The following is a 17,785-nucleotide window of genomic DNA, read 5'->3' on the forward strand; positions in this document are numbered from 1 at the left end:
ACCCGTTATGCCCATCCTGACACTTCGTGCTGCCCGGATACCGGTCGTGGCCATGGCCGCGGGAGCACTCCTCACGGGGTGCGCCGGTATGGGAGGCGGTGGTTCCGGTGGCAAGACCATCAACGTCCTGATGGTGAACAACCCGCAGATGATGGATCTGCAGAAGCTCACCGCCAAGCACTTCACCAAGGAAACGGGCATCCGGGTCAACTTCACGGTGATGCCCGAGAACGACGTCCGCGACAAGATCAGCCAGGACTTCTCCAATCAGGCCGGGCAGTACGACGTCGCCACCATCAGCAACTTCGAGGTGCCCTTCTACGCCAAGAACGGCTGGCTGCTGCCGCTGGACGACCACGTCGCCGACGACCGGGCGTTCGACCAGAAGGACATCCTGCCCCCGATGCGGCAGTCCCTGACCGCCGACGACGGCAAGCTGTACGCCCAGCCGTTCTACGGCGAGTCGTCCTTCCTGATGTACCGCAAGGACGTCTTCGCCGAGAAGAACCTGAAGATGCCCAAGCGCCCCACCTGGCAGCAGGTCGCGGACCTCGCGGCCGAGGTCGACGGCGCCCGCAAGGGGATGAGGGGCATCTGTCTGCGCGGGCTGCCCGGCTGGGGCGAGCTGATGGCCCCGCTCACCACGGTCGTGAACACCTTCGGCGGCACCTGGTTCACCAAGGACTGGGAGGCGCGGCTCACCTCCCCCGAGTTCACCGCGGCGACCAAGTTCTATGTCGACCTGGTGCGCGAGCACGGCGAATCCGGGGCGGCCCAGTCGGGCTTCGCCGAGTGCCTCAACAACCTCACCCAGGGCAAGACCGCCATGTGGTACGACGCCACCTCCGCCGCCGGCTCGCTGGAGGGCGCCAAGTCCCCCGTGCGGGGCAAGATCGGCTATGTCCAGGCGCCGGTGGTGAAGACCAAGAGCTCCGGGTGGCTCTACACCTGGGCGTGGGGCGTGCAGAAGGCGTCCCGTAACAGCGACAACGCGTGGAAGTTCGTCTCCTGGGCCTCCAGCAAGAAGTACGAGGCCCTCGTCGGCAAGACGTACGGCTGGTCCAGCGCGCCCGCGGGCAAGCGGGCCTCCACCTACGCCAACCCGGCGTACCGCAAGGCGGCCGGCACCTTCTCCGAGGTCACCCGCCAGTCCATCACCAGCGCCAATCCGCGTGACCCGGGTGTGCAGCCGCGGCCGACCATCGGCATCCAGTTCGTCGACATCCCCGAGTTCTCCGACCTCGGGACCAAGGTCGCCCAGGAGATCAGCGCCGCCATCGCCGGAAAGCAGTCCGTCGAGTCGGCACTCAAGAAGTCTCAGAAGCTGGCCGAGAAGGTGGGCGAGGAGTACCAAGATGACTGATCCACTCACGGCGACGCCCGTGCGCAGCGGACCGCCCCCGACCGTGGCCGTCTCCCCCCGGCGCGGCCCGCGGGCGCCCAAGGCGGCCCGGGCCTGGGCCACGCGGGCGCCGCTGATGCCCGCCCTGATCTTTCTGATCGTGGTCACCCAGCTGCCGTTCGTGGCGACCTTGGTGATCTCCCTCTTCGACTGGAACTCGCTCAAGCCCGACGAGCGCGAGTTCGCCGGCCTGTCCAACTACACCTCGGTGGCGAGCGACGAGGCGCTGCGCGAGTCGATCGTCACCACCGTGGTGCTGACCGCGACCGTGGTCATCGTGAGCGTGGTGCTCGGGCTGCTGCTGGCCCTGCTGATGGACGTCAAGTTCCGCGGCCGGGGGCTGGTGCGCACCATGCTCATCGCGCCGTTCCTGCTGGTCCCCGTGGCCTCCGCGCTGCTGTGGAAGCACGCGCTGTACAACCCGGAGTACGGGCTGTTCAACGGCGCGCTCAGCTGGCTGGGCGACCTGTTCGGCGCGGACAACCCGCCGCAGCCGGACTGGATCTCCGATATGCCGATGTTCGCGGTGGAGGCCTCGCTGGTGTGGCAGTGGACGCCGTTCATGATGCTGATCCTGCTGGCCGGTCTGCAGGGCCGCCCCCTGGAGATGATCGAGGCGGCCCGGCTGGACGGCGCGAGCAACTGGCAGATCTTCCGCTTTCTGACCCTGCCGCATCTGCGGCGCTATCTGGAGCTGGGCACCCTGCTGGGCTCGATCTACATCGTGCAGAACTTCGACGCGGTGTTCACCATCACCCGGGGCGGGCTGGATACGGCCAACCTCCCGTACACCATCTACGAGACCTTCTACAACGCCCACGAGTACGGGCAGGCATCCGCCGCGGGTGTGCTGGTGGTGATCGGCACGATCGTCATCGCCACCTTCGCGCTGCGCGTGGTGTCGTCCCTGTTCCGTGAGGAGGTGTCCCGCGCATGACCTCCTTGACCGCCGCGGCCCCGGTGACCGTGGTCCCGCCGGCCGCCCGCCGGGCCCGCCGCCGCGGCGCCGCGCTGGGCCTGCTGGCCTGGCTGACCGGCATCGTGTTCGTCCTGCCGGTCGCCTGGATGGCGCTGACCTCGTTCCACTCCGAGGCCGACGCCGCCACCAACCCGCCGTCCCTGACCGCCTCGCTCACCCTGGACGGCTACCGCGAGTTCTTCGGGGTGAACGGCGGGGCGGACCCCTGGCCGCCGCTGCTCAACTCGCTGGGCGCGAGCCTGTTCTCCACCCTCTTCGTGCTGGTGCTGGCCCTGCCGGCGGCGTACGCGCTGTCGATCCGGCCGGTGCGCAAGTGGACGGATGTGATGTTCTTCTTCCTGTCCACCAAGATGCTGCCGGTGGTGGCCGGGCTGCTGCCGGTGTACCTGTTCGCGAAGAACACCGGTTTCCTGGACAACATCTGGCTGTTGGTCATCCTCTACACCTCGATGAACCTGCCGATCGCGGTGTGGATGATGCAGTCCTTCCTCTCCGACATACCGGTGTCCATCATCGAGGCGGCCCAGATGGACGGGGCCAAACTGCCCACCGTGCTGTTCCGGGTCGTCGCCCCGATCGCCGCGCCCGGCATCGCCGCCACCTCGCTGATCTGCTTCATCTTCAGCTGGAACGAGTTGCTGTTCGCCAATGTCCTCACCGGCGTGGTCGCGCAGACCGCACCGGCGTTTCTGACCAGCTTCGTCACCAGCCAGGGCCTGTTCCTGGCGCAAGTGTGCGCGGCCTCGATCGTCATTTCCCTCCCGGTGCTCGCCGCCGGTTTCGCCGCCCAGGACAAGCTGGTCCAGGGCCTGTCGCTAGGAGCAGTCAAATGAGGGCCGCCGTCATCGAAGCCCCCGGCAAGGTCACCGTCGCCACCGTCCCCGACCCGGCCCCCGGGCCGCGCGAGGTGGTCATCGATGTGGCGGCCTGCGGCCTGTGCGGCACCGATCTGCACATCCTGCAGGGGGAGTTCGCCCCCACCCTGCCGATCGTCCCCGGACACGAGTTCGCCGGCGAGGTCGTCGGCATCGGCAGCGAGGTCACCGAGGTGGCGGTGGGCGACCGGGTCGCCGTCGACCCCTCCCTCTACTGTCATGAGTGCCGCTACTGCCGTATCGGCCGGGGAAACCTCTGCGACCGCTGGAACGCCATCGGGGTCAGCGTGCCCGGCGGCGCCGCGGAGTTCGCCGTGGCGCCGGTGGCCAACTGCGTGCGGCTGCCCGAGCATGTGGGCGTCGCGGACGCGGCGCTGATCGAGCCGCTGTCCTGCGCGGTGCGCGGCTACGACGTGCTGAACAGCCGGCTGGGCAACGAGGTGCTGATCTACGGGTCGGGGACCATGGGCCTGATGATGCTGGAGCTGGCCAAGCGGACCGGGGCGGCGAGCGTCGACGTCCTGGACATCAACCCCGACCGGCTCGCCACCGCGAACCTGCTCGGCTGCTCCCGCGCCGCCTCCTCGGCCGACGAACTCGACCAGCCGCGCGGCTGGGACGTGGTGATCGACGCGACGGGCAACCAGGCCGCGATCCAGGACGGCCTCAGCCGTGTCGCCAAGGCGGGAACATTCCTGCAGTTCGGTGTCTCCGACTACGCCACCAAGGCCGTCATCGAGCCGTACAAGATCTACAACCAGGAGATCACCATCACCGGCTCCATGGCCGTGCTGCACAGCTATGAGCGCGCCGCCCAGCTGTTCGCCACCGGGGTGCTCGACCCGAAGGTCTTCATCAGCGACCGGCTGCCGCTGGAGCAGTACCCGCGGGCCCTCGAGCAGTTCCGCTCGGGACAGGGCCGGAAGATCGTCGTCGAGCCCTGAGCAACGGCTGATTCGACACGCCCCCACCCGTGCGCCGTTGACGGCCCGAGCCCGGCACCCCAGGCTTGGGTTGATCATCGGCATGAGGAGGGGTGCGGCATGAGCGGCGACGCGGTGGTGGTGGGCGGCGGCCTGGCCGGAACGCTGGCGGTGGCGGCGCTGCTCGGACACGTGGACACGGTGACCGTTGTCGAGCGCGACCGCTACCCGGAGCAGCCGGTCTTCCGCAAAGGAGTGCCCCAGGGCCGCCATCTGCACGTCTTCCTCTCCGGCGGACAGCAGGCCCTGGAGAAGCTGCTACCCGGGGCCACCGCGGAACTGGAAGCGGCCGGCGCACACCGCATGGAGGCGCCGCGCGATGTGCTCACCAGGACCCCCAACGGCTGGCACCGCCGCCTTCACGAGGGCAGACACGCCGTGATCAGCTGCACCCGCCCGCTCCTGGACGCCACCGTACGGGCCCGGCTCCTCGCCGAGGCCGCCGCATCCGGGACCCGGCTGGAGGTGTTACAGGCGTGGGAGGCGATCGGGCTCCTCGGCGTCGCGGACCGGGTCACCGGAGTACGGGTCCGCTCGCGCGACGCCGGGCACGCCGAGCGGGACCTGCCCGTCGACCTGGTCGTCGATGCCTCCGGGCGCGGCTCGCGCGCTCCGCGGTGGCTGGCGGAACTCGGCCGCCCGGCGCCGCGCGAGGAGGTGGTCGACGCCGGAATCGGCTACTCCACCCAGATGTTCCGGCCCGCCGAGCCGCTCCGCACGGCGGTGGTCCTCGAACCCAGGCCCGCTCTCCCGCGCGGCGCGGCGTGGTCGCCCGTCGAGGGCGGCCACTGGCTGCTGACCCTGGCCGGGGTGCGCGGCCATCACCCGCCGACCGACGGCTCGGCCGTACCCGACTTCGTGGCCTCGCTCGGCGAACCGTACCTCCTGGACCACCTGGGGACCTGCGAAGCGGTGTCCCCGCCGTACGCCTACCGCGACACGGCCAACCGGCGCCGCGACTACCACGCCCCGGACGGTGTCCCCGAGGGGTTCATCGCGGTCTCCGACGCCGCCTGCACGTTCAATCCGATTTACGGGCAGGGCATGTCGGTGGCCGTTCTGAGCGGGCTGGCCCTGCGTGAGTGCGTGGCGGACGGCGGTCCGCGCCGCCCCGGCTTCGCGGCCGCGGCCCAGCGTGCCGTCGCCCGCGCGAGCGAGACCGCGTGGCTGACCGCCGTGGGGGCGGACCGCCCGTATGCCGCGGGCGCCGACGACACCCCGCCCGGTGCTGGCGAGCGGCTCCAGACCTGGTACTTCGGCCGGCTGGCGGCCCGGGCGACGCATGACCCGGTGGTCGGCGCCGCCTTCCGCGACGTCACGCATCTGGCCGCGCCCCCGTCCCGGCTGCTGACCCCCGCGGTCGCGCTGCGCACGATACTGCTGCCGCGGCGGCCGGGGCCGGCGGACATCCCCCTGCGGGTGGAGGGCGCGGCGGGCTAGGACGGCCCGTTGCGCGGGGGAAGTACACCCCGCCTCGGCCAGCACAGATACGTCTCATACAGCCTCAGGGGCGACCTGATATCTCTTGACGTATGGAGCGCCCGGAACTCCCCCTGCCGCAGCTGTACGCCTTCGTCGTGCTCGCCGAGGAACTGCACTTCGGCCGCGCGGCCACCCGTCTGGGCATCGCCCAGCCACCGCTGAGCCAGCAGATCCGCCGTCTGGAAGACAAGGTGGGCCACGCGCTGTTCAGCCGCGAGCCAGGACACGTGGCCCTCACCCCGGCGGGCCGCGAACTGCTGCCCGCTGCCCGAAGGGCCCTCAGCGACCTCTCCGACGGCCTGGCCACGGCCCGCGCCGTCGGCAGCGGCCGGGCCGGCTGCCTGCGGATCGGCTTCGCGGCCTCCCTCGCCCTGACCCTCCTGCCCGGCCTGCTGCGCACCTTTAGGCAGCGGTTTCCCGACGTGCGCCTGACCATCCACGAGATGACCACCGCGCCGCAGATCGCCGCCCTCCACGACAGGACCATTGACATCGGTCTGCTGCGCGAACCCCCCACTGACGAGCCGGAGCTCGGTTTCGAGACGGTACTCAGCGAGCCCTTCGTGGCCGTGCTGCCGTCCACCCACCCCCTGGCCGCCGGGCGGACTGTGGAGGTGGCTCAGTTGGCCGACTCGCCCTTCGTGCTGCTGCCCCGCGAGGTCGGCCCTGGGCTGCACGACCGGATCACCGGCCTGTGCACGGCGGCGGGCTTCACCCCCCGGGTGGTCCAGCACGCGGTGGAGTGGCAGACGGTGTGCGCCCTCGTGGAAACCGGTCTGGGTGTCTCTCTCGCCCCGGCGAGCATCCGGCGCATCCGCCTCACGGGCGTCGCCTTCCGCCGGATCAAGCCCGGGACCGCCCGCACACGGGTCGCCGTCGCCTGGCGCAGAAATGACCCGAACCCCCTGGTCCGCCGGCTGCTCACGACGGTCGGCCAAGAGGGGTGGGACGGCGGTCCCCGCCCCGCGAAGGGGCGGGGTGAGGCGGCGGTCAGCCGCTGGCGTCGCGGAGGTGGGCGGCCGCGGCCTGCTCCAGGTGGACCAGGTCGCTGCTGACCGTGGCGAAGGTGAAGCCCTGGGCGAGCCGCTTGGCGGCCGTGACGCCGTTGGGGCAGTGGATGCCGGCCGCGATGCCCGCGGCCTTCGCCGCCTCGGCCACCGTCGCGAGCGCCGCCTCGAACTCCCCGGCGACCGAGGTGTCGGTGGAGGTGCGCCCGCCGAGGGCGATGGTGAGGTCGGAGGGGCCGATGTAGACGCCGTCGAGTCCCTCGGTCGCGCAGATCTCCGCGGTGTTGCCGAGCGCCTGGGCGGTCTCGATCATCACGACGCAGGCGACCTGCTCGTTCGCCTCGGCCGGGGTCGGCCCCACCCGCAGCCCCGAGCGCATCGGCCCGTAGCTGCGGACGCCGTGCGGCGGGTAGCGGCAGGCGCTGACGGCGGCGGCCGCCTCCTCGGCGGTGTTGACCAGGGGGACGATCACACCGCGGGCACCGGCGTCGAGGGCCTGGCCGATCCAGAAGCCGTCGTTGGCCGGGACCCGGACCATGCCGGCGCTGGTGCCGCGCGCGTCGATGGCGGTCATCGCGCCGAGGGTGCCTTTGTAGTCGAGGAGGCCGTGCTGGGCGTCCACGCAGACGTAGTCATAGCCGAGCCCGGCCAGGCGTTCGGTGCCGACCGGATTGTCGAGGACGACCCAGTAGCCGAGGATCCGCTGGCGTGCGCGCAGGCGGGCCGCGAAGTCGGCGGGGGAGTTGGTCATGCTGTCGGCTTCTCTCCATCGAGGTCGGGGTCGGCAACCGAGGTGCGCCCGATCAGCGCGTGTTGTGAGCGGAACGCTCGCATGATTGCACGCAACACGCAAGAGTCTCGCCCCATGACCGTCAAGAAACGGCGCGGAATGCGCAGACTGATAGGGTGACCCGCCAATCGCGGCCAGTCGCGGCGGCCAGTCGCGGGGAGGATGACACGGATGAGTCCGACAAGTTCGCGCACATCACGCACGACGGCCGCGCCAGCGGGGGCGGAGGACCGCAGAAGGCTGCGGGCCCCGGATCGCCGGGCGCTGATCGCCCGCATGATCCAGACCGACGGGGCCGTCGTCGTCGAGGAATTGGCCCGCTCCCTGGAGGTCACCCCGTCCACGATCCGCCGGGATCTCGCCCTGCTCACCGAGCAGGGCACCATCGCCCGCACCTACGGCGGCGCGATGAGCGCGGGCCATACGGCCGAGCCGACGCTCGGCCAGCGCAGCGGCCTGGCCGTCGCCGAGAAGGACCGCATCGGGCGCTGGGCGGCCGCGCGGATCGCGCAGGGGGACACCGCCATCCTGGACGCCGGCACCACCACCGGACGGCTCGCCCACCATCTGCGCGGCCGGACCGAACTCACCGTCATCACCAGCGGGCTGACCGCCCTGCGGGAGCTGGCCGAGGCGGACGGCATCGAGCTGATCACGCTCGCCGGGACGCTGCGCCATGTCAGCCAGGGCTTCGTCGGCCCGCTCGCCGAGCTGACCCTCTCCCGCCTCACCGCGGACAAGGTGTTCCTGGGCGCCGACGGCCTCGACGCGCAGCTCGGCATCTGCGAGGCCAGCCTGCAGCAGACGGCGCTCAAGGAGCTGATGGCCCAGCGCGGCGGACAGGTGTACGTACTGGCCGACAGCAGCAAGCTCGGTCAGGCGCCCTTCACCGCCTGGGCCCCGCTGACCGGGCCCTGGACGCTGGTCACCGACAGCGGCGCCACCGATGACCAGCTCGCGCCCTTCCGGGCCCTGCCCGAGGTGGACGTGGTCACCGTGTGAAGGTGTGCCGCCCCGCCCCCACCTCGAACGGCTCGGCGTCGCCCGGCAGATGGACCTCGGCCCGGGTGTTCGGCGGCACCAGCACCTCCACAACCAGCTGGTCGCCCTCGTAACGCCAGCCCGCCTCGGCCCGCCCGTACGGGGTCAGATGGGCCGCCTTCGCATGGTCGAGTCCGCCGCCGGGGACCGGCGCGATCCGCAGCCGGCGCCAGCCGGGGCCGGCCGGGGCCAGCCCGGCGACGGTGCGGTGGAGCCAGTCGGCGACCGCGCCGAGTGCGTAGTGGTTGAAGGAGGTCATCTCGCCCGGGTTGATGGTGCCGTCGGGCAGCATCGAGTCCCAGCGCTCCCAGATGGTGGTCGCGCCCATGGTGACCGGGTACAGCCAGGACGGGCAGCCCCGCTCCAGCAGCATCCGGTAGGCGAGTTCCGGCTCACCGGCCGCGCACAGCGCGTCGCAGATCAGCGGGGTGCCCGCGAACCCCGTGGCGATCCGGAAGTCCGCGTCCCGCACGATCGCGGCCAGCCGTGCCCCGGCCCCTGCCCGCTGGCGCCCGGTCGGCAGCAGCATGAAGCACAGCGCCAGCGCGTAGGCGGTCTGCGCGTCGGAGGACAGCCGTCCGGCCGGGGTCACGAACTCCTCGTGGAAGGTGGCCCGTGCCTCCTCGGCCAGCCGGCCGTAGCGGAGCGCGTCCTCCGCCTCGCCCAGCAGCCGGGCGGTCTCGGCCAGCACCTCGGCCGAGCGCACCAGATAGGCGCCCGCCACCAGGTCGCCGTCCGTACGGGCGGCCTCCGGGCGGTCCGGCGGCGCGGTCGGGTCGAGCCAGTCACCCAGGTGGTGCTGGTGCCACAGCCCGCCGCCCTCGCGCGCGTACCGGGCGGCGGTCTCCACCCAGCCGCGCATGCTGGGGTACTGGTCGCGCAGCACCCCCAGGTCGCCGAAGCGCTGGTGGAGCACCCACGGCAGCAGCACCGCGACATCCGCCCACACGGCCTGGGCCCTGGGGAAGGCACCGAGGTCCTCCGGGAGGATGTCGGGCACCACCAGCGGCGGCACCTGCTCGGGGTGGGCCAGCTGCTCGGCGGCCAGGTCGCGCAGCCAGCCGGCGAGCATGCCGGAGCAGTCGTAGAGGAAGGCGGCGGTCGGCGCGAACACCTGGATGTCGCCGGTCCAGCCCAGGCGTTCGTCGCGCTGCGGGCAGTCGGTGGGGATGTCCAGGAAGTTGCCGCGCATGCTCCACACGACGTTCTCGTGCAGCCGCTCCACCAGCGGCTCGGAGCAGGAGAACCAGCCGGTGCGCTCCATGTCGGTGTGCACCACCACGGCCCGCACGTCGGCCGGGTCCAGCGGCCCCGGCCAGCCGGTGACCTCGGCGTAGCGGAAGCCGTGGAAGGTGAACCTCGGCTCGTAGGTCTCGGTGCCCTCGCCGCGCAGGGTGTAGACGTCGGTGGCCTTGGCCGCGCGCAGCGGCCGGACCCCCAGCTCGCCGTCTTCCAGCACCTCGGCGTGGCGCAGGGTGACGGTGTGCCCGGCCGGGCCGCTGACCGTGATGCGCAGCCGCCCCACCAGGTTCTGGCCGAAGTCCAGGACGGTTCGGCCCGACGGGGTGGTGATCACCTCGGCCGGCGCCAGGGTCCGCACGCGGCGGACCGGCGGGCCGGTGGGCGCCACCAGTTCCCCGGCCGGCGGGTCGGTCTCCGCCACCGGGCTCCAGCCGGTGGTGTCATGGCCGGGCCGGGACCAGCCGTCGCGCTCCAGCCGGGCGTCGTACACCTCGCCGTCGTAGATCTCCGAGCGCAGCAGGGGGCCGGTGGCCGCCCGCCAGCCGGAGTCGGTGGCCACGGTCTCCCGCGACCCGTCGGCGTAGCGGATCTCCAACTGGGCCAGCAGCGCGGTCCGCTCGCCCCAGATGGCGCGCCGCCCGCCGTTGAAGCCGATGCGGCCCGCGTACCAGCCCTCCCCCAGCAGCGCGCCGACGGCGTTCGCGCCCTCGCGCAGCAGGCCGGTCACGTCGTGGGTCTGGTAGCGCAGCCGGTGGGCGTACGAGGTCCAGCCGGGGGCCAGTACGTGGTCGCCGACCCGCACCCCGTTGAGCTCGGCCTCGTAGACCCCGCAGGCGGTGACGTACAGCCGCGCGGCCGCCACCGGGCCACGGACGGTGAACTCGCGGCGCAGCTGGGCGACGGGCCGCGGGCCTTGTGCTGGGGACCAGCCAGGAGTGATGGGGCGGGCCGTCCAGTCCTCGGGCAGCAGGAGCCCCGCCTCCGCGTGGGCGGGCTCGGACCACGCGGAGGGCTCGTCACCGCCGGTGCCCCAGACCCGGACCCGCACGGCCACCCGCTGTCGGGAGCGCAGCGCCGGGCCCGGCCAGGGGACGAGCACGGACTCCGCCGACTCCACCCGTCCCGGCGCGGCGAGTTCGGTGCCGTCCTCGGCGCACACCCGCACCTCGTAGGCGGTCTGCTGCCAGCCCTCGGCGTCGGTGGCGGTGCGCCAGCTCAGCCGGGGCCGGGCCTCGCCGATGCCGAGCGGTTCCCGGTGGTGTTCAAAGACCGGTGCGGTGACCTGCACGGTGGTTCACTTCCTCACGATTCGGACCGGGCCGAACAAGCCCGTGCGTATCTGCCCCGCCGCGACCGCGCGGGTCGGCGAGGCGTCGTCGAGATACCCGGCGAGCGTGCCACTCACCACGACCTCGATGTCGTTGTCACCCACCCTCAGGGCGTCGGTGATCTCGACCGTCCACGGCCCCCACACCCGGCGGCCGACCAGGGTTCCGTTCACCCGGACCTCGGCGGTGCCGCGGACCTCCCCGAGGTCGAGCAGCATCCGCCCCTCCGGCGCCCCGGGCAGCTGGGCGGTGGTGCGGTAGCGGACGTGGCCGCCCAGGGCGCGCAGGCCGAGCTCTTCCCAGGCGGCGAGCTCCACCTCGGCCTCGGCGACCTCGGCCTCGATCGCCGCGTCGAGCAGCGCGCCGCCCCGGCGGCCGTCCACCGCGACCACCTTGAGCAGCACCGGGGTGGCGGCGGCCAGCGGGGCGGGCAGCCGCACCCACCCGTCGCCGTCCGTCGCGTACTCCCGGCCCTCGACCAGGACCGTGGCCTTCAGGGGGGTGGGGACGCGCAGCGCCGTCGTGCCGAGCGGGGCCGGGAAGCGCAGCCACTCCACGCGCTCGGGCCCGGGCGCCAGGTCCGGGACGAGCGGCTCAACGACACCGCCACCGCCACCGGCGGTCGGCTCCAGCCAGTGGGCGCCGGGCAGCGGGTGGGGGCGGGCCCAGGAGCAGATCCACCGCGGATCGCGGCCGCCGCTCGCGATCCGCAGCCGCAGCGGCACGGGCGCGCCGTCGTGGCTCGCCTGCCAGCCGCTGCCACTGCCGCTGATCCAGCCGAGGCCGCCGCGCGCCACCGGGGCCGAGTCGAGGGCCGCCCCGGTCGGGGTGGTGCCCGCGTCGGTGACCCGCAGCGTGAGGGTGTTCTCGCCGACGCGCAGCAGCTCGCCGAGGTCGTACGGGTGGACGCGGATGTCGCGGTGGCCCGGGTACGGGCTGAAGTCGCCCTGGCGGCCCACCTCGACGCCGTTGACCAGGACGGCACACGCGCCGTCGGCGGCCACCTGGACGACCGGGTCGTCCGGGACCCGGTCCAGGCGGGCCCGCAGCGTCAGCTCGTGGGTGCGGCCGGGGACCGAGCCGTCCCCGGCCTCCATCCACTCGGGGCGGCGGAACGCGTCCGGGTCGCGGACCACCGCGAACGACGCGCGCACCGGCCCGTCCTCGACGGCCGTCAGCTCGATCTCCAGGGCGACGGTGCGGCCGCGGGCGGACGGCGGCAGCGGGCTGAGGGTGCGGTACCCCTCCCCCGCCACGGGCAGTTCCGCCCCGTCGAGCAGCACCCGGCGGGCCGCGCCCGCGCCCACCGCGAGGTGCAGTCCGTCGCGGTCGGGGATCGTCAGATGCGTACGGACCGCGACGCGGCCGCCCGCCGGGACGGCGCGCCAGTCCAGGAACTCCTCGGGGACATATCCCTTGGGGCCCAGCCGCTCGTCGTGCAGCGGGTCGTCGGGGATGCCGCGCGACAGCGACCACACCGCGGGCCGCCACTCGTCGGAATCCGGGTCCTGGCCCGAGCCCGAGTCCGGGCCCCGGACGAGCGCGAACGGGCCGAAGCCGGCCGTGACGGGCCGCCAGTCCCGCTCGGCATCGGCTTCCAGGGGTGCCAGGTGTTCCAGCCGCCAGACCTCGACGGGCAGCACCCCCGTGCGGTGGACCGCGGCGAGATCCCCGTCGCTGTTGTCCAGGGTGGAGGTGGCGAGCCCGCGCCAGGGGCCGGGCAGCGGGATGGCCCCGGTGGTCGGGCCGAGGGGGGCGCGGGTGGGTCCGGGCAGCTCCTCGGCCAGCACCACCAGCGCCACCGCCCCGTCCTCGAACGGCACCTCGAGGAGCCAGGCCCCGTCCGGCGCCCGGGTCACGGCCAGCTCGGTGCGGTCTCCGGTGCCCGGGTCCCAGCGCTGGGCGCGCGGCCGGGCCGGGCCTTCCAGGCGCACCCGGGCCGTGCGGCCGTCGGCGGGGACGAAGTCGTATCCCTCGGTGCGCAGTTGCTCCCAGTACCGCTCCCAGGAGAAGCCGTCGGTGGGCCAGTCGCCCATGGGGAAGGCGACGATCGGCGCCCTGGTGCCGCTGCGGTCGTCGTGCGCGATCAGGGCGAGGACCAGCGCGTCGCCGTGGCGGCGGAGCAGGTACGGCGCGTCGGCGGTGACCCGCACCGGGCCCCGGGCCACCGCGGCGGGCACCTGGTCGGCGCTCTCGACGACCGTGACCAGGCCGCGCGCGACGGCGTCGGCGAACAGCCGCCCGGCCTCCGCCCTGTCGGTGTCGGAGTCGGAGTCGGGGCCGCCGGGGAACAGTTCGGGCGCCCGGGCCACGCACACCACCCGGCCGCCCGCCGCCGCGAAACGGACCAGCGTACGGGCCGCCGCGGCGTGCAGGGCCGACGGCCCGGGCAGCACCACGGTGCGGTAGCGCTCCTGGCCGATGACCAGGGCGGGGCCCGCCTCATCGGCGGTCACCTCGCCGGTGGCGAGCGTGTTCTCGTCGAAGGTGTCGTGGTCGAGACCGGCGCGCTCCAGCACCCCACGGCGCTCGGCGAACCAGCAGTTGACGCCGTTCAGCTCGTGGTACAGACGCCCCGCCTCCGTCGCCGGCGACAGCGGCCCGTCCAGCGTGAGGTACGCCTGCGCGGTGGTGGTCGGCGACAGCAGGACCGTGTCGCACACATGGGTGCCCTCGGTCAGCACGGAGCACAGCCGCGCCACGGCGGTGGCGAACACGTGGTACGAGGACCAGTACGGCTGGCGCCAGCAGGTGGACGGCGGCGCCCACTCCCACCAGCCGCCGACGGTGCTGTAGTAGACGGCGTGCGGGTCGTACAGGTTGGCGCCGCGCCGCAGGAAGGGCGCGAGCCAGTCGTAGGTCTCCTCCAGCGTGCCGCCCCAGCCGGAGGAGTGGAACGCCTCGATCCAGGTGCGCCGATGGCCGAGCGCGTGCGCCATCGAGCTGTGCGCCTTGGCGTCTCCCCAGTGGTCGCTGCCCGGCGCCCCGTATCCGGCGTGGGTGCCCTGGTAGTCGCCGTACACCCGGACACCGCCCACCGGGTCGCCCTCGCGGGCCGGCGAGGGCTGGTCGAAGCCGCAGACCAGGCCGTGCCGGGTGAAGAACGCCTCCTGGGGGTCGAAGAAGGCCCGGCGGCCCAGCCGGGCGCGGTGTTCGTGGTAGTCGCGGCGCACCCGCGCGGCGTGCGGGTCCTCGCCCTCCCACAGCGCCCACAGCTCGGGCACCAGGTCGTAGCCGTACACCTCGGCGAAGCTCGCGGCGAAGTCGCGGCCCCAGGTGGGCATGGCGGGCAGCTCGTCCTGGAAGAAGCCGCCGATGGCGCGGCCGAACCACTTTCCGACATGTCGCTCAAGGGTGCCGTGCACCCGGTCGAGCAGCGCCGCGCAAGCGGCCTCGCCGAAGTAGTCGAAGCCGCTGACCCCGCTGTGCACCAGGGTGACCTCGGCGGGGCCGCCGCTCCAGCGGGCCGCGCCGCCGCTGAGCGGCACCGCGACCCGCCCGGCCGCGGCGCCGCCGTCCCGGGCCGGGACGGCGGCGGGGACGGCGTACGCGGCGAGCGGGATGTGGCCGGTCGGCGGCCGTACCACCGTCTCGCCACCCTCCGCCGTCACGCTCGTACGGTAGAGGGCGAGCCCGGCGAACTCCGGGTCACGCGCGGTCAGTTGCCCCTGGAAGTTGGCACCGGAGAAGCCGATCTGGTCGTACATCCACAGGCTGAACCCCAGTTCGTCGGCGTCCGCGCAGGCCCCGTCGAGCAGCCGCAGCCACTCCTCGCTCAGATACGGCGGATCGTCCGCCAGCGAGCCGAAGGTCGGGCCGGTCGGCGCGAGGCACATCACCACGGCCTGCCGGATGCCCTGGGAGGTCATCTCCGCCATCTGCCGGCGCAGCCGCTCCCGGGTCACCTTCGCGCCGCTCCACCACCAGATCGGCAGCGGCCCGTACTCGGGTGCGGGGTCGGTGAACCGGGACAGCAGTTCGCCTGCGGCGCCCCTCACACGGCCGCCCGGCGCTCGGCCTCGATGCGGTCCAGGGACTTCCCGGCGGTGTCCGGCATGAAGAAGTATCCGATGCCACCGCTGATCACCAGGAACGCGGTCAGCAGGGCCGCGATGGTGCTGATCCCACTGTCGGCGAGGTGGGGCACGAAGTAGCTCCAGATGCCGAGGCAGGTGCGCGCCGTGCCGAAGGTGAAGCCCTGGGCGGTGCCGCGCAGCATGGTCGGGAAGAGCTCCTGGCTGAACGTCTTGTAGACCGCCTCACCGGCCAGCGCGGCGCCCACGCCGAACAGGAAGGTGTTGAGGAGGATCGTCGGCACGGTGAAGGGGAACCACAGGAAGAGCGCGTAGGCGGCGATCTGCATCACCGCTCCCACGGCCCACAGCTGCCGGCGGGTGCGGTGGTCGCGGTCGGTCAGCGGCATGAACACCAGGACGGTCGCGGCGATGCCGACGCCGAACCCGGCGCACGACAGCGCCACGCTCGTCCCCTGGCCGCCCGCGCCCAGGTTCTTGACCATGTACGGAGTGAACAGGCCCGCGGTGCCCGCGGCCAGGTTCCAGAAGAGGTAGAAGCTACCGGTCCACAGCAGGGCCTTCAGGTGGGGCCCGCGGAACAGCTCCCGCACCCCGGCAGCCGTGGCGGCCGTTCCCTTGGCCGCGTTGTTCGCCTTGCTCGCCGCGGCCTTCCACACCGCCGACTCGGTCATGCCCCGGCGCAGCGCCCAGGTGATCAGCGCGACCACGAACAGATGGAGGAAGACGATGCGTATGCCCAGGAGATCGAGCCGGGAGAGCGCGAGTGCGAGCAGGAGCACGATCATCGGCCCCACGTTCCAGGCGACCTGGGTGAACCCGAGCAGCTTGCCCCGGGCCCTGGCCGGCGAGAACTCCCCCACCAGGGCCAGCGAGGTCGGCACATCGGCGCCCACCGCCACGCCCACCACGAAGGTGCCGATGAACAGCATCGCCGGGTTGACGGCGAACGCGATGCACAGGATCGCGGCCGCGTAGACCAGCAGATCCCACTGGTAGATCCGCTTGCGGCCGAGCTTGTCGCCGAGCCGGCCGCCGATGAAGGCCCCGACCGCGGCGCCGATGGCGTTGGGCCCGATGGCCGCGAGCGCGCCGACGCCGGTGAGGCCCGAGTCGCTGAGGCCGAGTTCGTCCTGGAAGAGCGCCAGGCCCGCGCCCAGCGCCACGATCGACCCCGCGTCCAGGTACGAGGCCATGCCGGCCAGGACCGACCACTTCCACTGCTGACGGCTGACGGTGCCCTCGGACTCGGCCGAGGGGGCTTGGGTCGGTTGATTCATGGCCATCCGGTGGCTCCCGTCCTCATTGACATGCTCCGGAGTCCCGATTCGGAGAAAGGGCTGTGTAGAACGTTCTCCAAATTGAAACGACTCAAAGGTGAGGCGAGGACGGTGCGGGGGTCAAGTCACCGGCATGTAACGATGCGGACAACGACGCACGGGCGGCACGGGCGACCATAGGCGCCATGCCCCATTCGACGGCGTACAGTGGCGCACCGTAGACCGTTTCACAGCGCACTGGTCTTCTGTGAGCCGCGAGCCAACCGGAGGTAGCCCCATGCCCCCCACGAGCGACCGGCGCCGCGTGACGATCACAGACGTCGCGCGGCACGCCGGCGTCTCGAAGTCAGCCGTGTCCAAGGTGCTGCGCAACGCCTACGGCGTGAGCCCCGCCATGCGCGATCGGGTGCGCTCGGCCATGGCCGAGCTCGACTACCGCCCGCACGCGGCCGCCCGCGGCATGCGCGGCCGTACGTACACGGTCGGCGTCCTGCTGGACAACATCCGCAACGCCTTCTTCGCCGACATCCTCGACGGCGTCAACACCGCGCTGCGGGGCGGCGACTACCAGGTGCTCATCGGCGCGGCCGGCTTCGACGAGGAGGACCAGACCAGGCTGGCCCGGGCCCTGGTGGACCGCCAGATGGACGGGCTGATCCTCATCGGCCCCGGCTTTCCGCGCACCGAGGTGCTCCGGACGGCGGCCACCGTGCCCACGGTGGTGATCGGCCACCACGACGTGGCGGAGGAACACGACTCGGTCGTCGACGCCGACGCCCTCGGCGCCGGCCTGGTGGTCGACCACCTGGTCCGGCTCGGCCACCGCCGCATCGCCCTGACCTCCACCCCCGGCAACCGGGGCAGCGGCTGGTCGGGCACCCCGGAACGGGTCCAGCGCCGCGGCTACCACGAGGCGATGCGGCGGCACGGTCTGCAGGATTTGGCGCGGGTCGCCATGACCGCCTTCTCCGAGGAGGGCGGCTACCGGGCGGGGATGGAGCTGCTGGCCTCGGCGGAGCGGCCGACCGCCGTCTTCGCGGGGGCCGACGTGGCCGCCATGGGCGTCTTCCGCGCGGCGCGCGAGCTGGGACTGCGGATCCCCGAGGACTTCTCGCTGGTCGGCTACAACAACACCGCCGTGGCCGCGCTCGCCCCCGTCCGGCTCACCAGCGTCGACCAGGCGGGCGGCCTGATGGGCACGACGGCGGCGCGGCTGCTGCTGGAGCGCATCGAGGGCCGCACGCGGTCCGTGCTGATGACGGTGTCCCCGACTTTGGTCGCCCGCGGCACCACGGGCCCTCCACCGCCCTCCGACGGCTAGGCGCCGCGCGTATGCCTGCGG

At 72.8% G+C, this 17,785-nt stretch carries 12 protein-coding genes; 8 read left to right on the forward strand and 4 right to left on the reverse strand.

From position 1 onward, the window contains the following. The first annotated feature begins 7 nt into the window (after window positions 1–7). From PV419_RS25645 to PV419_RS25670, 6 genes are all read left to right on the forward strand, one after another. The gene (locus PV419_RS25645) at window positions 8–1,363 is read left to right on the forward strand and encodes a sugar ABC transporter substrate-binding protein (protein ID WP_319692622.1); all 1,356 of its coding nucleotides are present in this window, start codon (window positions 8–10) and stop codon (window positions 1,361–1,363) included. After that, window positions 1,356–2,339 (forward strand): sugar ABC transporter permease, encoded by a 984-nt coding sequence (locus PV419_RS25650; RefSeq protein ID WP_319692624.1) that lies wholly within the window; start codon window positions 1,356–1,358, stop codon window positions 2,337–2,339. The genes PV419_RS25645 and PV419_RS25650 overlap by 8 nt, the downstream gene beginning before the upstream one ends. Further along, window positions 2,336–3,214 (forward strand): carbohydrate ABC transporter permease, encoded by an 879-nt coding sequence (locus tag PV419_RS25655; protein WP_319692626.1) that lies wholly within the window; start codon window positions 2,336–2,338, stop codon window positions 3,212–3,214. Before PV419_RS25650 ends, PV419_RS25655 begins: the two co-directional genes overlap by 4 nt. Beyond that, on the forward strand, window positions 3,211–4,200 hold the full coding sequence (locus PV419_RS25660) for a zinc-dependent alcohol dehydrogenase family protein (protein ID WP_319692627.1): 990 nt from the start codon (window positions 3,211–3,213) through the stop codon (window positions 4,198–4,200). Before PV419_RS25655 ends, PV419_RS25660 begins: the two co-directional genes overlap by 4 nt. Before the next feature lie 99 nt (window positions 4,201–4,299). Beyond that, window positions 4,300–5,679, forward strand: a complete 1,380-nt coding sequence (locus tag PV419_RS25665; RefSeq protein WP_319692629.1) for a hydroxylase — start codon at window positions 4,300–4,302, stop codon at window positions 5,677–5,679. A 92-nt stretch (window positions 5,680–5,771) separates the two neighbouring features. Next, window positions 5,772–6,776, forward strand: a complete 1,005-nt coding sequence (locus PV419_RS25670; RefSeq protein WP_319692631.1) for a LysR family transcriptional regulator — start codon at window positions 5,772–5,774, stop codon at window positions 6,774–6,776. Here PV419_RS25670 and PV419_RS25675 read toward each other — a convergent pair. Continuing rightward, window positions 6,712–7,479, reverse strand: coding sequence for an HpcH/HpaI aldolase family protein (locus tag PV419_RS25675; RefSeq protein WP_319692632.1), 768 nt, complete (start codon window positions 7,477–7,479; stop codon window positions 6,712–6,714). The two genes, PV419_RS25670 and PV419_RS25675, sit on opposite strands and share 65 nt — an antisense overlap. 210 nt (window positions 7,480–7,689) lie before the next feature. Here PV419_RS25675 and PV419_RS25680 point away from each other — a divergent pair, with 210 nt between their 5' ends. Then, window positions 7,690–8,520: a DeoR/GlpR family DNA-binding transcription regulator gene (locus PV419_RS25680; protein WP_319692633.1), complete on the forward strand. Its 831-nt coding sequence runs from the start codon at window positions 7,690–7,692 to the stop codon at window positions 8,518–8,520. Here PV419_RS25680 and PV419_RS25685 read toward each other — a convergent pair. From PV419_RS25685 to PV419_RS25695, 3 genes are read right to left on the reverse strand one after another with little or no spacing between them, the layout of a single operon-like run. After that, window positions 8,510–11,089, reverse strand: a complete 2,580-nt coding sequence (locus tag PV419_RS25685; protein WP_319692635.1) for a glycoside hydrolase family 78 protein — start codon at window positions 11,087–11,089, stop codon at window positions 8,510–8,512. The two genes, PV419_RS25680 and PV419_RS25685, sit on opposite strands and share 11 nt — an antisense overlap. Window positions 11,090–11,095: 6 nt before the next feature. After that, entirely contained in the window at window positions 11,096–15,127 is a 4,032-nt protein-coding gene (locus PV419_RS25690) for a hypothetical protein (RefSeq protein ID WP_319692637.1), read from the reverse strand. Further along, window positions 15,124–16,443 carry an MFS transporter gene (locus PV419_RS25695; RefSeq protein WP_319692639.1) on the reverse strand — a complete coding sequence of 440 codons (1,320 nt, stop codon included), beginning with the start codon at window positions 16,441–16,443 and terminating at the stop codon, window positions 15,124–15,126. Before PV419_RS25695 ends, PV419_RS25690 begins: the two co-directional genes overlap by 4 nt. Before the next feature lie 277 nt (window positions 16,444–16,720). Here PV419_RS25695 and PV419_RS25700 point away from each other — a divergent pair, with 277 nt between their 5' ends. Then, a complete protein-coding gene (locus tag PV419_RS25700; RefSeq protein WP_319692640.1) occupies window positions 16,721–17,764 on the forward strand; it encodes a LacI family DNA-binding transcriptional regulator in 1,044 nt (347 codons plus the stop codon). The last annotated feature ends 21 nt before the right edge of the window (window positions 17,765–17,785 follow it).

This window comes from Streptomyces sp. ME19-01-6 (assembly GCF_033793745.1).
Classification (GTDB): Bacteria; Actinomycetota; Actinomycetes; order Streptomycetales; family Streptomycetaceae; genus Streptomyces.